Source organism: Olivibacter sp. LS-1 (assembly GCF_008245145.1).
Lineage (GTDB): Bacteria > Bacteroidota > Bacteroidia > Sphingobacteriales > Sphingobacteriaceae > Olivibacter > Olivibacter oleidegradans.
The window spans coordinates 2,013,501-2,032,600 of record NZ_CP041643.1; the positions used below are offsets into that span (position 1 = coordinate 2,013,501).

At 40.7% G+C, this 19,100-nt stretch carries 15 protein-coding genes; 13 read left to right on the plus strand and 2 right to left on the minus strand.

Annotation, left to right across the window (positions count from 1 at the left end; genetic code table 11):
• Positions 1-9 precede the first annotated feature (9 nt).
• The 8 genes from FKG96_RS08070 to FKG96_RS08105 all read left to right on the plus strand — a co-directional run bounded on the left by FKG96_RS08070 (position 10) and on the right by FKG96_RS08105 (position 10,304).
• Positions 10-573 carry a 4Fe-4S binding protein gene (locus FKG96_RS08070; protein WP_013665484.1) on the plus strand — a complete coding sequence of 188 codons (564 nt, stop codon included), beginning with the start codon at positions 10-12 and terminating at the stop codon, positions 571-573.
• Positions 570-1,121: an NADH-quinone oxidoreductase subunit J gene (locus tag FKG96_RS08075; protein WP_013665485.1), complete on the plus strand. Its 552-nt coding sequence runs from the start codon at positions 570-572 to the stop codon at positions 1,119-1,121. Before FKG96_RS08070 ends, FKG96_RS08075 begins: the two co-directional genes overlap by 4 nt.
• Positions 1,118-1,423: an NADH-quinone oxidoreductase subunit NuoK gene (nuoK, locus tag FKG96_RS08080; RefSeq protein WP_013665486.1), complete on the plus strand. Its 306-nt coding sequence runs from the start codon at positions 1,118-1,120 to the stop codon at positions 1,421-1,423. Before FKG96_RS08075 ends, nuoK begins: the two co-directional genes overlap by 4 nt.
• Positions 1,423-3,480: an NADH-quinone oxidoreductase subunit L gene (gene nuoL, locus FKG96_RS08085; RefSeq protein ID WP_149105301.1), complete on the plus strand. Its 2,058-nt coding sequence runs from the start codon at positions 1,423-1,425 to the stop codon at positions 3,478-3,480. Before nuoK ends, nuoL begins: the two co-directional genes overlap by 1 nt.
• A gap of 9 nt (positions 3,481-3,489) precedes the next feature.
• The gene (locus FKG96_RS08090; protein WP_013665488.1) at positions 3,490-5,094 is read left to right on the plus strand and encodes a NuoM family protein; all 1,605 of its coding nucleotides are present in this window, start codon (positions 3,490-3,492) and stop codon (positions 5,092-5,094) included.
• Between the two features lie 8 nt (positions 5,095-5,102).
• Entirely contained in the window at positions 5,103-6,593 is a 1,491-nt protein-coding gene (locus tag FKG96_RS08095) for an NADH-quinone oxidoreductase subunit N (protein ID WP_149105302.1), read from the plus strand.
• Positions 6,594-6,918: 325 nt separating this feature from the next.
• Positions 6,919-8,238: an ammonium transporter gene (locus tag FKG96_RS08100; protein WP_013665490.1), complete on the plus strand. Its 1,320-nt coding sequence runs from the start codon at positions 6,919-6,921 to the stop codon at positions 8,236-8,238.
• 155 nt (positions 8,239-8,393) lie between these two features.
• Positions 8,394-10,304 carry a class II glutamine amidotransferase gene (locus FKG96_RS08105; protein WP_149105303.1) on the plus strand — a complete coding sequence of 637 codons (1,911 nt, stop codon included), beginning with the start codon at positions 8,394-8,396 and terminating at the stop codon, positions 10,302-10,304.
• 235 nt (positions 10,305-10,539) lie between these two features.
• On the opposite strand, the gene FKG96_RS08110 is transcribed toward FKG96_RS08105, so the two are convergent.
• On the minus strand, positions 10,540-11,169 hold the full coding sequence (locus FKG96_RS08110; RefSeq protein ID WP_013665492.1) for a LysE family translocator: 630 nt from the start codon (positions 11,167-11,169) through the stop codon (positions 10,540-10,542).
• Between the two features lie 197 nt (positions 11,170-11,366).
• Here FKG96_RS08110 and FKG96_RS08115 point away from each other — a divergent pair, with 197 nt between their 5' ends.
• A complete protein-coding gene (locus FKG96_RS08115; protein WP_013665493.1) occupies positions 11,367-11,816 on the plus strand; it encodes a dCMP deaminase family protein in 450 nt (149 codons plus the stop codon).
• Here the strand turns inward: FKG96_RS08115 and FKG96_RS08120 are convergent.
• Positions 11,813-12,487 (minus strand): trans-aconitate 2-methyltransferase, encoded by a 675-nt coding sequence (locus FKG96_RS08120; RefSeq protein WP_149105304.1) that lies wholly within the window; start codon positions 12,485-12,487, stop codon positions 11,813-11,815. The genes FKG96_RS08115 and FKG96_RS08120 overlap by 4 nt on opposite strands.
• A 307-nt stretch (positions 12,488-12,794) precedes the next feature.
• Between FKG96_RS08120 and FKG96_RS08125 the strand changes: the two genes are divergently transcribed.
• From FKG96_RS08125 to FKG96_RS08140, 4 genes are all read left to right on the plus strand, one after another.
• Entirely contained in the window at positions 12,795-14,633 is a 1,839-nt protein-coding gene (locus FKG96_RS08125) for a UbiD family decarboxylase (RefSeq protein WP_149105305.1), read from the plus strand.
• Positions 14,634-14,741: 108 nt separating this feature from the next.
• Positions 14,742-15,104, plus strand: a complete 363-nt coding sequence (locus FKG96_RS08130) for a DUF6686 family protein (protein ID WP_013665496.1) — start codon at positions 14,742-14,744, stop codon at positions 15,102-15,104.
• Between the two features lie 218 nt (positions 15,105-15,322).
• Positions 15,323-15,850, plus strand: a complete 528-nt coding sequence (locus FKG96_RS08135; protein WP_013665497.1) for a ferritin — start codon at positions 15,323-15,325, stop codon at positions 15,848-15,850.
• A 369-nt stretch (positions 15,851-16,219) separates the two neighbouring features.
• Positions 16,220-18,922 (plus strand): TonB-dependent receptor, encoded by a 2,703-nt coding sequence (locus FKG96_RS08140; protein ID WP_168204541.1) that lies wholly within the window; start codon positions 16,220-16,222, stop codon positions 18,920-18,922.
• The last annotated feature ends 178 nt before the right edge of the window (positions 18,923-19,100 follow it).

A 19,100-nucleotide genomic window follows, 5' to 3' on the forward strand; every position in this document is an offset into this window, starting at 1 on the left:
AGAAGAAATATGTTAAAAAGAACTTTACATGCGTTTGGAACAGCACTTAAGGGGTTAAGTATTACTCTTAAGCATTTTTTTGCTGCGCGCAAGGCACGTAAAGAATTGGATATCAAACAGGAAAATTATTTTGAAAAACAAGAAGGGGTTACCACTATTCAATACCCTAAACAGGAAATACCGATACCGGAAGTTGCCCGATACCAATTAGATGTTGAGATTGATGATTGCATTGTCTGTGACCTTTGTGCCAAAGCTTGTCCGGTAGACTGCATCAGCATCGAAGCGATTAAGGCGACAGAGGCCATCGGAAAGACTTCTGACGGAAGTGTGAAGCGCTTATATGCGGCTAAATTCGATATCGATATGGCCAAGTGCATGTATTGTGGTTTGTGCACCGTCGTGTGTCCAACAGAATGTATCACCATGACTGATAATTACGATCGGAGCTTTTCAAATTTATCGGACCTGATTTATCAGTTTTCGGAGATGACGGACGAAGAAATCGAAGAAAAGCGGGCCGAATTGGCGCGTTTTCAAGCTGAAAAGGAGGCGGCAAAACGGAAGTCATGAATATAAATCTACTTCTATTCTATGTGTTGGCTTTCACTGCCGTAGGATCTGCTATACTGATTGTTTCGATGAAGAATCTAGTACGAAGCCTGTTTCTTTTTTTTGTAACCCTGTTTGCCGTTGCGGGACTTTACGTGTTTGCGCTTGCTGATTTTGTGGCTGTTACACAGGTAATCGTGTATGTTGGCGGCGTACTGGTATTGATGCTCTTTGCTTTTATGCTATCAAATAAAGTGCTGTTAAATGATTTGCAGTCAGGGTTTAAGGGGGTATTTTCCATACCTTCCTGGCAGGCTGGAATGGTTTCTCTTGCGCTGTTTACAGTTCTGTTGACAGTAGTATGGCAAGTGGCGACTAACCAACCGCAATGGATAACGGATGCGAAGGAAAAGCAACTGCTAATACAACATCATGACAATACAATACATCATTTAGGAATCAATCTTATGACTCGCTTCATATTACCTTTTGAAGTAGTTTCGATATTTTTAATGATGGCATTAATGGGCGCTGCTCACCTGGCGAGGAAGGAGAAGCGACTACAGTGATAAGCCTAAGCCATTTCCTAATCGTCAGTGCCTTATTGTTTTCCACCGGAATGTATGCTGTTCTCGCAAAGAAGAATGCTATCTTGGTATTGGTTGGTATCGAATTGATGATCAATGCCGCGGTATTGAATTTAGTGGCATTTGGAAGGTATGATGGTACATTTTATGGGGGGCAAACTTTTGCTTTATTTGCCATTGTTTTGGCTGCTGCTGCCGTGGCTGTCGCGCTGGCTATTATATTGAACGTATATAAACACTATAAAAGCATTAACCCTGACGATATTAACGATTTAAAAGATTAATGGAGCAACTAAATCAGCTATCGATACCTGTTTTGGCGGCACTGATTGTGCTGTCAGCTCCGCTCTTTTCTTTTTTTGTTTCGGCTATTGCCGGCAAGCGGCTGCGAACCGGAGTGCCTGCTACCGTGGCTATCTCCGTCAGCTTGGTAGCCGCTGTTTTTGTATTTGTTAGGGTTTGGAATAGGGAACAAATCCATGAACAGCTTTCTTGGTTTCAAATTGGCAACAATACTTTTAGCGCAGGTATACTGTTAAATAACTTATCGGCCATCATGTTGTTGCTGGTTTGTGTTATTGCACTGCCGGTTCATATATATTCTATGAAGTATATGAAAGATGACCCCGGTATTCATCGGTATTGGCTGTACTTAAGCCTCTTTTGCTTTGCCATGTTAGGACTGGTGATGGCGGATAGCTTGCTACTGATGTACATAGGATGGGAATTGGTTGGCTTTGCCTCATACTTGTTAATTGGTTTTTGGTTTACGAAACCGGCTGCCATTAAGGCTAATAAGAAGGCCTTTCTCATTAATAGGATTGGTGATTTAGGTTTTCTAGTAGGCATAGCGATTATTTATACCCAATTTCAAACACTGGATTTAGTCGCTCTTTTTGGAGATCGAGGAATGGTCAGGGAAGCTTTAAACAATGGGCTCCAATGGACATATGACGAACATACCATGCCAGCTATCTGGTTGACGGTCGCAGGAGGAGCGTTTTTTCTTGGAGCAATGGCTAAATCGGCCCAATTTCCATTTCATATTTGGTTGCCGGATGCCATGGAGGGCCCTACCTCCGTTTCTTCCCTAATCCATGCGGCTACCATGGTTGCTGCGGGTGTTTTCATGCTGGTGCGAATAGCTCCCCTTTTCGACGATCAAGTGCTTTTGCTGATCGGCTCGGTTGGTGCTTTTACTGCGCTAATGGCGGCCACAATTGCGTTGACCCAGCAGGACATAAAAAAAATCCTGGCTTTCTCAACCATTTCACAACTCGGTTTTATGATGGTGGCCATTGGTATTGGTCAATTTGGCGTCGCTATCTTTCATCTTGTGACACACGCTTTTTTTAAGTGCTTACTTTTCCTTTCTGCAGGAGCAGTCATACATGAGATGCAACATTTGAAGGCAAAACATAACCTTACGATAGATCCACAGGATATTCGGAATATGGGCGGATTAAAGAAATATATGCCGCAGACTTTTCGATTGACCTTGGTAGCTGCGCTTGCTTTGGCAGGTCTACCTTTGACGGCAGGTTATCTATCAAAAGACGCTATCCTGATATTTTCTTTTGAGTGGTCTGAGTGGCAAGTTGCTTGGTGGAAGCTGATACCAATATCGTTGTTAATTACCAGTGCGCTAACTGCTTTCTATATCGCTAGGTTGGTTTTCAAGGTCTTTTACGGTGAGCTGCGGCTTGAAGAAAATAATAAAAATGTATACCAGCCTCATGAAGCGCCTAAGATTATGCTGTTTCCTATGTTGTTTCTGGGCTTGTGTTCGCTATTTCCACTGTTTTCATACAATCCGTTAATTTTTGAAGATACTTGGCTGATCAAAGGTTTTGAGTTGCCGGAAACGTTGGAAAGAGTCAATATATATCATACAGTAATTCCTGCAGCAGTTAACGGGCTGGCTATTGTAATGATTTTCATAGCTTGGAGGTGGTATGCAAAAGGAAGATATCCAAAAGTAGGTCTTCAGGGGCCTTTGTACCGGTTTTCCTTTTCTCAATGGTATCTAAATCTAATCTATGAAAAAGGATTGGTGAAACCTCTGCTTGGTCTTTCAAAGATTTTATATGCGATAGATCGTGTCGTAATTGACGGCGTTGTAGGAGCGGCTACAGGCTTTATACGTTCGCTTGCCAATTTTGCACAATGGCTTGATCGCTACTTCGTGGACGCTATTGTTAATGGTTTGGGAAAAGGCGCTTTTTTAATGGGAGGAGTATTACGTGGCTCCAGAAAGGGGAAAATACAATACTATATATTTAGTATGTTTTTAGTTTTATTAATTGTGTTATTTGTTGGATTAAAAGTTTTTAATCCTTAACCTGAAAATATGAGCTTATTGTCTGTCTTAATCTTCTTGCCCCTATGTGCTGCTCTGTTTGTATTGCTGATACCTACGGCATATAAAACGATATATAAGTATATAGCGGTAAGCATAAGTGTAATACAGCTATTGCTTGCCGCTTATATGTACGCTTCCTTTGATGGGAAGTTACCTGGGGTTTCCGCTTTGGAGAGTTATCAGTTTGTGGAAAAACTTCCATGGATCAGGCTGGAGCTGGGTAGTTTAGGAAGCTTGGAGGTCGACTATTTCGTTGGCGTGGATGGCTTTTCCGTGCTGTTTTTGTTTCTTACCGCTCTGGTTATGCTGATAGCGGTAATCGCTTCATGGAAAATCGATAAGCAACTGAAGGGATTCTTCTCCCTCTTATTACTGCTAAATACCGCAGTTATGGGCGTTTTTGTTGCGCTTGATTTTTTCCTGTTTTACGTGTTTTACGAAGTCATGCTACTACCTCTGTATTTTCTTATCGGTATTTGGGGCGGGGTAAGGAGAGAATATGCGGCTATTAAGTTCTTTTTGTATACCTTATTTGGATCAGTTTTCATGTTGCTGGTCATGGTAGGCTTATATTTTTCGGTTACCGACCCCGTCACCGGCAATCATACCTTCAATTTGTTACACATGATGGATGATAAGAACTACGTCGATGGTGCTCTATTCTCCTGGATCGGTAACTATCAGTTGTTCGGAATATCGGCTCGACTACTCGGATTTATTATCCTCTTCATCGCTTTTGCAATTAAGGTTCCTATCGTGCCGCTGCATACGTGGTTGCCTGATGCGCACGTAGAGGCACCAACTCCAATATCTATTATACTGGCCGGCATATTGTTGAAGGTGGGAGGCTATGGCATCATCAGGATATGCTATAGTATATTTCCTGATATTGCGTTCAACGGTTCGTGGTGGATAGGTTTGATCGGTGTAGTCTCAATCATTTATGGGGCACTGAACGCGTTGGCGCAGCAAGACCTGAAAAGGTTGGTAGCCTATTCTTCCGTTTCTCATATGGGATTTGTACTCTTGGGACTTGCATCATTGACACCGGAAGGGATTAGTGGGGCAATGTTTCAAATGATCAGCCATGGATTTTTGTCCGCGATGTTGTTTTTTCTCGTGGGGGTTTTGTATGATCGCGTGCACGATCGGATGATCTATAATTTTAGAGGTTTGGCCTCTATCATGCCAAAATACACGGCTTTCGTGGCGATCGCTTTTTTTGCATCATTAGGACTTCCTGGTTTTTCTGCTTTTATCGCTGAAGCTTTTACGATTATTGGCGCGTTTAACGCTGAGAGCGTTAATGGTCTTCTACCTAGGTGGATGGCTATTGGTGGAGCGGTAGGTATTCTATTAAGCGCCGCTTATTTTTTGTGGACTTTGCAACGTATGTTTTTTGGGCATACGCGTCTAAAGGGAGGAAGCCAATGGGAGGCTGCATTGACGGATGTTGGTCGGCGAGAAACGTGGGCACTGGTTCCAATGGTTCTATTAGCCTTGTTATTTGGCATTATGCCATCCCTTGTTTTTGACAAGATAAATGCTTCCGTACTTTCTTTAATCGAACTGGTCAGTCGCGTAAATCATTAGTGTTGTTTATGAGAGCGTATATTCCGCAAATCAGTAATTTGTTAAATGGCGTTTGGGAAGGGTTGCCTTTCCTTTTGCCCGAATTTATATTGACGATTACTTTTCTCATGACTATTTTCTCAGGCATTGCACAGAAGGAAAAATCCACGCTTACTTGGTGTTTTACTTTCATAGGTATAACCCTGGCTGGTATTACCGCAGTTATGCAGCGCTTTTCTCCTGCTGTTGAACCCGTTTTTTTCGGAATGATTCTACCGGATACGCATGGAGCAACACTCAAAGCACTTGTTAGTGTAGTTTGCTTACTGTTTTGTGTGTTCGTGTATTATAATCAGCCGCTGAGAAAGCACCCAAAGAAAATAGATGATTTACTGAGCGTACTGTTGGCGATTCATATTGGCTTAAATTTAATGGTTGTTGCTGTGAATTGGCTGATGGCTTATATAACAATAGAAATGGTATCCATAGGTTCCTATATTATGGTGGCTTATTTATCGAGGAATAATAAGCAGAGTGAGGCCGCCATGAAATATGTTTTGTTCGGCACGGTTTGCTCAGCGATTATGCTGTATGGACTTTCTTTTTTTTATGGATATACCGGAAGTCTCAATTTCGTTGACCCGAAACATTTAGCCAGCTTGACGAGCATGCCGCTCCCCGTGTTTATCGTTGCCGCACTTTTTGTATTAACGGGTATCGGGTTTAAACTATCCTTTGTTCCTTTTCACTTTTGGAGTCCGGATGTTTATCAGGGAGCAGCTACACCGGTGACCGCTTTTTTGTCAACGGCTCCAAAAGTAGGTGCAATTATGCTTTTAGGACGCTTTGTTTTAGCTTGGTCTCAAAGCACAGTAGCATTACCGATGCCGCTGTTTTATCTGTTGGCTGTCGTCGCTATAATTAGTATGCTTTTAGGGAATCTAGTGGCGATTAGACAAAGTAATATGAAGCGGATGATGGCTTATTCATCCATTGGACACACAGGTTTTCTGGTTATGATTATATTAACGGATGCTGAGCGTTCATTTCCGATTCTTTTTTTCTTTTTGGTTTCTTATGTGGTAATGAATATGGGCGTGTTTATGCTTGCCGATTATTTGGAAGAAAAGTTTGGTTTTACGGAAATTACGCAATACGAAGGACTTGGGAGATCAAATCCGTTAATTATGGGCGTGTTAACCTTATTTATGGTGTCACTCGTCGGCTTACCACCGACAGTAGGTTTCGTCGCTAAATTGCTTACCTTTTCGGCTGTACTTAATGCCTATGAAAGCAACGCAAATCCGGCTTGGCTATTTCTATTGATTACCGGGGCCATTACTACTGTTGTAGCCTTATTCTTTTATTTCAAGATTCCCCTACAAGCTTTTCTAAAAAATACAAACATGGAACCGAAGCAGTCAGGAACAATGAACGGCTTGCTTATTGTAGCCTTTCTTTTATGCTTGTTAACGCTTCTGTTTGGAATATTCCCCGCTTTTCTGCTTGATTTACTTTAAAACTAGCGTTTTTGATTTTTGGTTAAATAAGTAGTTGGCAAGCATTCCGGTCCCTGCGTATGACTAGTTAATCGATTTTAAACCGCTCTCTTTTTTTATTGTTTTCTCCACTTTCTTTTTTGTTCTTTTTTATTTGCTGTTTTTTACTCGAAAATCAATTCATTCTGTGTTGATTTTGGTGTGGTTTTATATTTTTATGTACGTTTTTCTTTTTATTTTGTGTTATTTCTAATTTATTTTGATTTTTTGTATTAAAAAAATACAAATAAGTGTTTTGTTTTTGAAATATTGTATATATTTGGCCCAACTTATGTTAAAATATAATATGAATTCGAAAAAATCAACTGTTCCTTTTATTTTTCTTTTGCTTGTAGTGCTGTTAGCGCTAATTTTTCCATCAGTTCCTCTATCTGGGGGTGGAGCTACTGCGGAATACGATGGTGCAGATGTGGCTTGGATGCTAACGTCTACCGCTTTAGTATTGATCATGACTCCGGGATTGGCCTTTTTTTATGGGGGGATGGTGAAGAAAAAGAATGTAATTTCGACCATGCTGCAAAGTTTTATCTGTATGTGCATCGTGGCCGTTATTTGGGTCGTATTCGGTTTTAGTCTGGTATTTGGCGAATCATGGCACGGAATTGTCGGAAATCCCTGCACCTTTTTTATGTTTAAGGGCGTGTTGGACGGGCCAAATTGGGTGGGAGCTCCTACGATTCCATTGGCCGTCTTTGCTATGTATCAATTAAAATTCGCAATCATCACACCTGCGCTTATAACAGGAGCTTTCGCTGAACGTATTCGGTTTACTTCCTATATTTTATTTGTTTGTTTATTTTTCGTCTTTATATATGCTCCTTTAGCCCATGCCACCTGGCATCCCGAAGGTCTGCTGGCAAGCATGGGGGTGTTAGACTTTGCAGGAGGGACGGTGGTGCATATGTCGGCCGGTGTAACTGCGTTCATGTCTGCCATCTTCTTGAAGAGGGGGAATAGCAATGGACATGATCCCGCCCGTGTTACTTATGTTTTAATTGGTATGGGGCTATTATGGTTCGGATGGTTTGGTTTTAATGCAGGTTCTGCTTTTGGAGCAAATCACTTGGCCGCATCAGCCCTGGCCACAACCACTACAGCATCGGCTGCTGCGGCACTGGCTTGGATCTTTTTTGACGCGGCACGGGGGAAGAAGCCTTCCGCTTTGGGCGTTTCAATCGGCGTAGTAGTCGGTTTGGTTGCCATTACCCCAGCGGCGGGCTTTGTTACGGTTCCGCATTCGTTGATTATAGGGGTTGTGACGGCAATTATATGTAATTTACTGGTTGAATGGCGTACTACACGTTCGAATGTGGATGATACGTTGGATGTTTTTCCAAGTCATGGTGTTGGCGGAATGGTTGGTATGTTGCTAACAGGCGTTTTTGCTTCAAAGCACGTTAACCCAATAGTGGCCACCGATGGGTTGTTTTTTGGCGAAACCTCCTTGTTTTGGGCGCAACTTATAGGATTGATAGGGTCTGTAGCCTATACATTTATTGTAGCATTTGTTTTATTGCGTGTGACAAACGCGATCAGCAAGTTACGTGTTTCTCCTGAAGAGGAGGAAATGGGATTAGATATTAGTCAACATGGTGAGAAACTCTAATTAACCAAACCAATATCTTCAGACAGCAGTGTTTGAATCAGTGAGCCTCTTGATGGGAGAGGCTCCAATTTTTTTACATAGGGGTGTTTATTTTTAGGTCGCTTTCTTTTTGCAAAGTTGTTTAAATATGTAATTTTGCATGCTCAATTCCAACTATGAGTGACTCAATCAAACACGAGTGCGGCATCGCATTAATCCGCTTGCTAAAGCCTCTTTCTTATTATCAGGAGAAGTACGGTACCTCTCTGTACGGCATCAACAAACTTTATTTATTAATGGAGAAGCAACATAACCGAGGCCAGGATGGAGCCGGTATTGCCACCATTAAGTTTGATATTAAGCCGGGTAATCGGTATATCAGCCGATATAGAGCAATGGGACCAAGTGCTGTTTCGGAAATTTTTGAATATGTTCAACGGAAGTTTGCGGCTATTCAACAAGCTGAACCCGAACTCTTTCAAGATTCCCATTGGTTAAAGGAGAACATGAGTTTTGTTGGCGAAGTCCTACTGGGACACTTGCGTTATGGAACCCATGGCAAAAATAGCATTGAAAATTGCCACCCCTTTTTGCGACAAAACAATTGGATGAGTCGTAATTTAGTAATAGCCGGTAATTTCAATATGACTAATGTCGATGAATTATTGGAACAATTGTTTGAATTGGGGCAACATCCAAAAGAACAGGCTGATACTGTGACGGTTTTGGAGAAGATAGGCCATTTTTTGGATACCGAGAACCAAGAGCTTTTTGATAAATTTAAAAAAGAAGGATATTCCAATGTTGAAATAAGTGCGCTTATTGCAAAAAATCTTGACGTTGCCAATATTCTTCGTCGTTCTGCAAAAACATGGGACGGTGGCTACACCATTAGTGGTATTTTCGGCCATGGAGATGCTTTCGTTATGCGCGATCCGGCAGGGATTAGACCGGCGTACTACTATTATGATGATGAAATAGCGGTGGTTACATCAGAACGCCCGGCTATTCAGACCGCTTTCAATATCAAATTTGAAAATATTCGCGAGATTAAACCGGGGCATGCGCTTATTATCAAAAAAGATGGAACAATTACCGAAGAAATGTTTCGGGAACCGGAAGAACAAAAGTCCTGTTCTTTTGAGCGTATCTATTTTTCACGGGGTAGCGATGCCGAGATTTACCAGGAAAGGAAACAGTTGGGAAGGTTGTTATGCCCCAGTATCTTAGAAGCGATCAATCACGATATAAAAAATACCGTTTTTTCCTTTATTCCAAATACTGCTGAAGTAGCTTTTTATGGTGTGACGGATGGAATTAACGAGTATGTTCGTAAATTACAGAAAGATACCTTATTAAAACGGACTGATAAGATATCGGACACCGAGTTGGAGGATATGCTTAATATATCGCCTCGTTTTGAGAAACTGAGCATTAAAGATGCGAAGTTACGAACTTTTATTACGCAGGATGCGGATAGGCAAGATATGGTGGCTCACGTATACGATACAACCTACGGTGTGGTGAAGAGCGGTGAGGATACCATTGTGGCCATTGATGATTCCATCGTACGTGGCACGACCTTAAAACAAAGTATCTTGAAAATTTTGGATCGCTTAAATCCGGTGAAGATTATCATTGTTTCATCTGCTCCGCAAATACGCTATCCTGATTGTTATGGTATTGATATGTCTAGAATGGGTGAATTTGTTGCTTTTGAGGCTGCCATTTCACTATTGCGAAAAAATGGCATGAATTACATCATTGATGACGTATATCAAAAATGTGTGGAATCATTGGATATGGATAAAACATTGGTGCCAAATCATGTCAAAGCTATTTATGAACCATTCACATATGAGGAAATATCAGCTGAGATTGCGCGTATCGTGACTCCGATTGATATCAAAGCAAAGGTAGAAGTGATTTACCAAAAGTTGGAAGATTTACATATCGCTTGTCCGAAGAATAAAGGCGACTGGTACTTTTCAGGGGATTACCCGACGCCTGGTGGGAACAAAGTAGTCAACCGCGCTTTTATGAATTGGGTGGAAGGTAAAAACGTACGTGCCTACTACTCGGCTTAGTACAGTTAAAAGCTAAATAGCAAAAGATGGAAAACAGGTCGGGTTTATCTCAGCCTGTTTTTTTAATAAAAAGTTTTCTTGAGCATATGAATGTATGCTACCCGGATTTTTAGAATAAACGAATAGCTAATCCGTTGCTTATGGGCAGTCGACGAAAATGGTACCGTTAAAATAGGGGAGGTAAAAACCTTCCATACAGCTTCCCTACTAACTAAACTAACTACTTCCTTATTCCTTAGATAATCGTATGCGTAAACACCAACTCATACATCAATCGCAAAGCAAAAACGATAATGAGCGCACCGGCGAACTTATTGATTTTATTCAATGTGCATTCTTCGATTTTATGACTTAGCTTGTCGGCATAAAAAGCTTTCAACGAATCAATGCCTAACTGAGTGAAAAGTACACAAGCAAAAAAAGGTACGATTCGCTTTAAATCAAAGGTATTACTGATAGAAACAACGCCACTTGTCACACTAATCCAATAAAGTAGCAGTGTTGGGTTGAAAATACACATGGCTAACCCCTTAATAAAGTACCCACTATGCTCCTTTTTAGATAGACACTTCGTGCGTTTGATGGTGACTTTTTTGCGAATATAATGAATGCCTACACCTAGTAATACAAAGCTGCCAATAATGCCAAGAGGTAAAAGAATCTCTTTTTCACGAGCAATGTAAGAAGATCCATATAGGGCAAGTGCTACATACATGACATCGGCTACGAATACGCCAAATGCAAAAGAAAGACCACCATAGAAGCCTTTTTCTATACTTGTTTTCAGTAATGCGAAGAAAGCCGGGCCGGTCAGAAAAGATAAAATAATTCCTAAACCAACACCGGAAATGATTATTTCAATCATATTTTCATTACTTGGTTGAGCTGCAAGTATAAGAAAAAAATATTAAATGGAAGTTTCTGTTGAAAAAAGTCACAGGAATTTTGGGCTTTAATTCTATTTTTGTAACACTGTTAAGTAAAGTTATTTACGCTTGAGGCCCCTATTTTTTTATCATTAAGTGGCTCTGTAACAGTTTTGCAATGTAACAATCAGAAGAGATGACAAAACCTAGTTTTGATGAAATATTTATGAATTTGGCACTCGAGCTTGCCGAACGCTCTCATTGTGTAAAGGCGCATGTAGGGGCAGTATTGGCAAAGGATACCAGAATTATATCGATCGGATATAACGGACCTCCGTCCGGGACGCATAACTGCGATCAAGAGTGGCCATTGGAAGGGTGTGCTCGCGATTCCAAAGGAAGTTGTTCATTGGCTTTACATGCCGAGGAAAATGCCATTTTATATGCGGTAAAAAATGGAGCAGGTTTACAAGGTGCAACCTTGTATACTACGTTATCACCTTGTTTACCCTGCGCTCGGTTAATTTACTCAGCAGGTATCGTCAAAGTGCTGTATAAATACTCTTATGCTGAATACAAAGGCTTAACATCGGATGAGGGTGTCGACTTTCTGAATAGATTTGGAGTAAATGCGGTTAAATTTTAGCTCTTCCTGCCAATCATGACTACAAAGTTGTGGTATCTGTAAATACAATCCACTTCATTAAAGCCGATCCGTTGCAACTCGTTTAATTGCCAGGATAAGGGAGCAAGCTTATCCAAAGCAGTCCGTTTAAACGCATTTTGTATGGCTTCTTGATTCAGCCCTGATTCAATAACCGAACGACGCCATTGATCTTGGTAAAAATTGTCGATCGCCGGTGTACGACCTTTTACTTGGTCGGCATTAATAAACAAGCCGTCTGGCTTCAAAGCTTTAAAGATCCGTTGGTAAAGAATGGATTTTTCCTGATCCGTTAAATGGTGGATTGAGAGCGAAGAAATAATGATATCATATTTTCCGGGAAGAGAACGTTCCCTGTAATCCATCTCCAGGTAAGAAAAGTGACTTAAACCGGTAAACCGTCTCTTCGCAACAGCAAGCATCTCAGGCGATATGTCGAGCAGCGTATACTTTAGCTTTGGATTAACTTGATAGACAAAGTAAGAAAATAAGCCGGTTCCCGCTCCGATATCCAACAGATTTTCTGCATGGTAATGGTTCTGTATCAGTGGAAGACTGATATGATAGAAGTCCTGAAAGCAGGGGATTAATTGTTCGCGCTCTTGGTCATATTTTTCTGATATCTCACCAAAGCGCCTTCGTATTTCATCCATAGAAATGCCTTAGATATAACGTGAAGCCTTTTATAGTACCCTTAAAAGTACGACGAAAGCAAATGACGACCTAAGAACGAAGATAACAAATATTCAAATTCGTAAAAAGGCAAAGCAGTAACAATTGCTATGCATTAATGTGAATTTTGGCCAAACTGCGAAGGCCTCTATCTCTTTATACGGGCGTAGATGTTTCGCTGGCCTCGGTTATTCGCTCCGAAGCTATTACTGTGGCTTAAGATAAGGACTAAATATTTGTGAAAAAAGGGCTTTTTGTCTATTTTGGCGCCAAGAGAAATGAAATTACATGGGATATAAAAGCTTAGCCGAATGTGTAAGAGATTTGGAACAAAATGGACACCTAGTGCGGATTAAAGAGGAGGTGGATCCCTATTTGGAAATGGCTGCGATTCATTTGCGCGTATATGAGCATCGTGGCCCAGCTCTTCTGTTTGAGCGAGTAAAAGGGAGCAAATTTCCTGCGGTGTCTAACCTGTTTGGTACGCTCGAGCGGTCGCGCTTCATGTTTAGGGATACCCTTCATAAAATGAAATTGATGGTCGATCTTAAAATGGATCCCATGCGAGCGCTTAAAAACCCGTTAAAATATGCCGGCATTTCTTTAAATGCATTGTCGGCTCTACCCATGAAAGTTGGTAAGAATAGTCCGATAAACTATGGAAAGACGACGATCAGTGCATTACCGCAGGTTGTTAATTGGCCAATGGACGGGGGGGCTTTTGTTACCATGCCGCAGGTTTATACGGAAGATGTGACAAAGCCTGGGATTATGCAGGCCAATTTAGGCATGTACCGTATCCAACTTGGTGGAAATGATTATATAAAAGACAAGGAAGTAGGGCTTCATTACCAACTCCATAGGGGAATAGGTGTGCATCAGACAAAGGCCAACGAACTTGGAAAACCACTCAAGGTGAGCATCTTTGTTGGAGGGCCCCCTGCTCACCCTTTGGCGGCCGTAATGCCTTTACCGGAAGGGCTTTCAGAAATGATTTTTGCGGGTGCACTTGGTAACAGAAGGTTTCGCTATTTTTACGATAGTGAAGGATTTTGTATTTCCGCCGATGCCGATTTTGTTATCACAGGAACAGTGTATCCCAATGAAAATAAACCCGAAGGGCCTTTTGGTGATCATATTGGCTATTATAGCTTAGTACACCCGTTCCCACTGATGCATGTACATAACGTGTATTACCGCAAGCATGCTATTTGGTCTTTCACGGTAGTCGGTAGACCTCCACAAGAGGACACAAGCTTTGGCGAATTGATTCATGAAATTAGCGGCCCGGCTATTCCTAAGGAAATCAATGGTCTGCATGCTGTTCATGCCGTGGATGCGGCTGGCGTACACCCGCTGCTTTTTGCCATTGGTTCGGAACGATATACGCCTTATCTTAAAATCGATAGACCGCAGGAGATATTAACCATAGCCAATCAAGTATTGGGAAAAAATCAGTTAAGTTTAGCTAAATACTTGTTTATAGCGGCGAAAGAGGATAATCCTTCATTGAATATACATGATATTCCGGCTTTTCTTATGCATGTACTGTCACGAATGGATTTTGCAAGAGATCTTCACTTTCATACACGGACAACGATAGATACCCTCGATTATAGCGGCGAAGGACTTAATTCGGGATCAAAGGTAGTCTTTGCCGCTGCGGGGAATGTAAAGAGGATCTTGTGGCCGGAAATGCCTGCCGGCCTAGATTTTCCCAGGAACTTTGCACAAAAAAAAATAGTAGTCCCCGGTGTACTGGCTGTTCAGGCAGCTCCTTTCACTGCTTATCCGCAAGCGAAAGACGAACTGGAAGTGTTTGCAAAAGAGCTCACATCCATGGATTTAAGCGGCATTGCTTTAATTGTGCTTTGCGATGATCTGCAATTTACGGCTGAAAATATCAATAATTTCGTTTGGGTGTGCTTTACACGAAGCAATCCTTCGCATGATATTTATGGCGTCAATAGCTTTGTCGAGTATAAGCATTGGGGATGTAAGGGGCCACTGATTATTGACGCGCGTAACAAACCTCACCATGCACCACCTCTGGAAAAGGTGCCCGAAATCGAAAAACGGGTTGATCAATTAGCTAGTCGGGGAGGGTCTCTGTTCGGAATTATTTAGAAACGCTTCTCAATCAGCAAGAAATAGTGAAAAATAATATTCATTAATTTGGACTGATTATACATAATCGCTATATTCGCATTGGTAAAATTAAAATGTTTGCAGAATATGCTTTGTGGTCTTGCAAGTTTAGAGGAGATTTTTAGAACAGAACATGGCGCTGTATTACAATGCAGCAATAAAAACTGCTACTGGTTGGAATTTGCAGGTGATTGTACGCCTTTTAAAGTGGCCGATTTTATAAGTTTTAGAAAACAAGTGGATACCATAGCTGTCGATGAATTGTTATGTGCGCCTACTTCAAGCTCTGATTTAACCATTTTGATGCCTTTTAGATCTCAACGTTGCTTTGTGTTGAATGTGACTGAAGTAGTGAGATTAAAAGAACTGATGCAAGGGGCTAAATTTATGATGGAATTACCTGGTGTCATTAAGGACTGTCTGAAAGTATCTTCCCTGCAAAGTTATTAGTTATCAAGGTCTAGCGGTCGTAACCCCCTCATCCATTGAGCGCTTTATTGCATTCCCTCGTCTAGGAGACGAGGCCGTCTTTGAATGTGTTAATGCGGTTTAGTAATTTAGACTGAATACGTATTGATTTTATTTTAAGCAACTTAAGTCTCGTTTCTGTTATCTTTGTATAAAGATTAACGGCATTTTATCGCCGCTAAGTATTAACGATTTTGAATATGAAAGATCTATTGAGATTAAAAACTTCATTAAATGAAGAAATAGAAAGAATATTAAATGAGCAGGTTAAAGTGGAAGCGCATTCCTCTGCTATTTATTTAGCTATGTCGTCTTGGTGTGATGATCAAGGCTTCGATTTCAGCGCGGGTTATTTTGCCAAACAGGCTGATGAAGAGCGCCACCATATGCTGAAACTGTTTAATTATATTAACGATCGTGGAGGAAAGGCCATTTCGCCGGAAATTGTTAACGTACCAAAGGATTTCGAATCTTTCAGAAGTGTTTTTGAATTGGCGTTGGAACAAGAAATGCATGTGACCGCTCAATTTAACAACATCGCTGAAAAATGCTTTAAAGTGAAAGATTTTGTTACCTTTCAGTTTATTCAATGGTTCTTGGCGGAACAAATTGAAGAAGAATATGTAGCAAGAAGAATTTTAGAAATGTTTGATGTTATTGGAGAAGAGGGAACCGGCCGTTGGGAAATCGACAAACATATACCAAAAGTAAGTTATAACGCGGAGTAAGCGCTGTTAATAATTTTTTAAAAGGAAAGCTTTAGTGATAAACTAGGGCTTTCCTTTTTTTATTGAATCATAAATACCATAATATAAATTACAGAGCTGATCGCTTTAAATATCCATCTTTAAATTTTATGACTAAGCAACAACTCTGTAAATTTTTTGACGGCTTATGTGCTAACGTGCGTCAGCTGGATCGGTATCATCGCCGATCAGACAGGCCCCAACCTATGGATAAAAAAAATATTTGCAGATGAAATAAGCATTAATTCAACTATATTAGAGTGTTTATAAGATTTAAAGTTATTTCTCGTTACTAATAAAGCATCGGTAGGATTAAAATATTATATGCACAGGGCATTGGTTTGCATAATTGTGATTTTTTCTTTTGTTACAATTGCAAAGGGACAGATACAGACAAGAGAAGTGCGCGGTGTAGTGCAAGATTCTACCGGCAGGCCGCTTGTGGGTGTGACTGTTCGGCTCTACGCAAAAAGTGATACAATGATGGCCAGCACAAACGAGCATGGACGTTTCATTTTTAACAAGGTAGCGGCCAGTGATTTTAAACTAACCTTTAGCCTGATTGGCTTTCAATTATTCGAAAGGCATTATACTTCCAATGTATTACTGCCCATAACGGAGCTTGTAACCGTTAATTTGAAGGAGCAACCACATGAACTGCAGGAAATAGCCGTATATGGCGTTATTCCGGTTGTGATCAAGCAAGACACAATTCAATATAACGCAAAGGCTTATTCCGTTCGTAAGAACGCTCTATTAGAGGAAATGATCAAGCAGATGCCGGGTTTACAGGTAGACAGAAATGGGAATATTGACGCGCAGGGGCAGCGCGTTACCAGAGTGAAGGTAAATGGAAAGGATTTTTTTGATGGTGATGTGTTGACCGCGACACGCAACCTACCGGCGGAGATCGTAGAAAATGTGCAGATCATAGATGACTATGGCGATCAGGCTAACATAACCGGCATCAAAAATACAGAACCGGAAAAAGTGTTGAATGTCACCATTAAAGAAGATAAAAATTTTGGAACTTTCGGTCAGGTTACCGCCGGAGGCGGTGTGGATGCGAATGACAAGGCGCATAGCAGATATATCGGTAGTTTCTCGGCTAATAAGTTTAAAGGGAATAAGCAAGTATCTATTTTAGGATCCACTAATAATACGAATACCAGCTTATTTAGCTTTGGCGATATCAGTGGAGCCGGTAGCCGTGATGGCACTGATTTAAGTAGCATGATTGACGGAGGGGATGGTATCAATAGTGCAAGCTCCATAGGCATGAACTATCGGGACGAAGTGGCAAAAGGGGTATCTGTCTATGGGGGCTATACATTTACGAAGCGTAGAAATCAAACAATCGGAACAACTCGATTAACCAGTATTTATGAAAATCGGCAGATTAATTCCCTCGATGAAGTAAAATCACTTTCAGATAATATCAAGCATAAGCTTACATGGACAGTGGAAGCGAATATTGATACGGCAAATTACTTGAAAATCACGCCTACGGCCTCCTATATTACAAATGATTTATTAAGTGAGAGCCACAGCGCAATAACGGATAAAAGAGTGTTCACAGACAGGCTTTATAAAACTTCGGGCACGTATAGTGATCCGAACTTTGATATCGATTTATTTTATAATCATCGTTTTCCGACAAGAGGTAGAAACCTAAGTGTAATCGCGAAGTTTGAGTATTATAAGCGTACCAGGAGCGATGTGGCAAATGATTTTTCAACGAGTATTGATTCAGGTTATAATAATCCTCAGGTCGGATATCAGCAGTTTTTACAGCGAGTAGGCAACTTCAGCTATAATAGAAGTATGTTACTGGGCATGTCTTATATGGAGCCGGTAACCAAACGAAGTTATTTGGAGTTGAATTATCAATATGAATCTAACTCCATTGCAAATGCTAGAAATACCTTCGATATAGATTCTGTTACTGCTCGGGAGTCGTTGGTAGATTCTTTAAGTATTGATTACGATTACCTCTTCCAGACGCATCAATTCGGTATTAATTACCAGGGCAGTCTTGATCGACTGAAGTATACCGTTGGCTTTGCCTTGCAACCCACGAAGTTGGATGGGAAAACGCCTTCTAGAGACGTGGTAACGCATATAAATAATTTGAACTTTGTTCCCAGTGCCCGCTTGCAATATGCAATTAATAAGACCAGCAACCTCTCGTTAAATTATCGAGGGCAAAACAACCAGCCTGCATTTACACAAATTCAACCCATTAGGGATGTATCAAATCCACAGTATATTGTAGTTGGAAATGCTAATTTGAAACCGGAGTTTATGAATATGGTGAGTGTTCAGTACAGAAGCTTCAACATACAAAATGGGAGTTCGCTTTTTACCAATTTCTCCTTTACGCATATACAGGATAAGGTAGTGACAAATCGGATAAGTACACCTAATAGCACCATACAGGAAACAGCGTTTTTAAATGCAAATGGCTATTATGACTTAAGAGGCTTTTATCATTATAGTGCGCCGCTGGCAGGAAAGGTGCTGACGCTCAATTTGAATGGTTCAATGGATTACACCAATAATCTAACTTATATCAATAATGTGAGAAATGTTGGCCGAAACATGATATTTTCCCAAAATTTGCAGGTCAACTTTCAAATTGAAGATTTGTTGGAGGCTGATTTACGGAGCAGTTATACGATAAATAAGATAAGGTATAATATTCCATCTTTTATGGACGCGGGCGCTAATACATTTAGTCTTGGTTTTGGTGGGAAAGGCTATCTTCCTAAAAAATGGATTATCAGTGCCGATTTTTCGCAAAATTTTAACTCCGGGTATAGTAGTTCGATTAGCGCAAACCCAACGTTGCTCAATGTCTACATAGAGAAGTCTTTTCTACAAAATGATATGCTGGCGATCCGCTTACAGGGTTTTGACCTGTTTAATAAAAATACAGGTGTTAGGAGAGAAATTTTAGGTAATAGTATTATGGATATGCAAAATAATCGACTCGCACGGTACTTTTTAGTTTCGCTCAATATTCGCTTGCAGAAGTTTCCATCCGAAATTTAATAGCGAATGCTAAACGTTGTTTGACGTTAAGAATGCTTCGTCAGCCATCTGTTCCGGAAAGAGCTTGCGACTTCTAAGCAATTTATAGCTTTAACGTTTTAGCAATATTGAAAATTTTCTATATATTAGCTCCGTGAGCTTATTTTTCACTAACCAAAGTCAGCACTATATTGAATCA

Bases quoted from the DNA above. Each gene is read 5' to 3' on its own strand.
- FKG96_RS08095 (WP_149105302.1), top strand. From the start codon at position 5,103: ATGAGAGCGTATATTCCGCAAATCAGTAATTTGTTAAATGGCGTTTGG.
- FKG96_RS08130 (WP_013665496.1), top strand. From the start codon at position 14,742: ATGCTTTGTGGTCTTGCAAGTTTAGAGGAGATTTTTAGAACAGAACAT.
- FKG96_RS08070 (WP_013665484.1), top strand. From the start codon at position 10: ATGTTAAAAAGAACTTTACATGCGTTTGGAACAGCACTTAAGGGGTTA.
- FKG96_RS08105 (WP_149105303.1), top strand. From the start codon at position 8,394: ATGAGTGACTCAATCAAACACGAGTGCGGCATCGCATTAATCCGCTTG.
- FKG96_RS08135 (WP_013665497.1), top strand. From the start codon at position 15,323: ATGAAAGATCTATTGAGATTAAAAACTTCATTAAATGAAGAAATAGAA.
- FKG96_RS08115 (WP_013665493.1), top strand. From the start codon at position 11,367: ATGACAAAACCTAGTTTTGATGAAATATTTATGAATTTGGCACTCGAG.
- nuoL (WP_149105301.1), top strand. From the start codon at position 1,423: ATGGAGCAACTAAATCAGCTATCGATACCTGTTTTGGCGGCACTGATT.
- FKG96_RS08125 (WP_149105305.1), top strand. From the start codon at position 12,795: ATGGGATATAAAAGCTTAGCCGAATGTGTAAGAGATTTGGAACAAAAT.
- FKG96_RS08100 (WP_013665490.1), top strand. From the start codon at position 6,919: ATGAATTCGAAAAAATCAACTGTTCCTTTTATTTTTCTTTTGCTTGTA.
- FKG96_RS08075 (WP_013665485.1), top strand. From the start codon at position 570: ATGAATATAAATCTACTTCTATTCTATGTGTTGGCTTTCACTGCCGTA.
- FKG96_RS08120 (WP_149105304.1), bottom strand. From the start codon at position 12,487: ATGGATGAAATACGAAGGCGCTTTGGTGAGATATCAGAAAAATATGAC.
- FKG96_RS08110 (WP_013665492.1), bottom strand. From the start codon at position 11,169: ATGATTGAAATAATCATTTCCGGTGTTGGTTTAGGAATTATTTTATCT.
- FKG96_RS08090 (WP_013665488.1), top strand. From the start codon at position 3,490: ATGAGCTTATTGTCTGTCTTAATCTTCTTGCCCCTATGTGCTGCTCTG.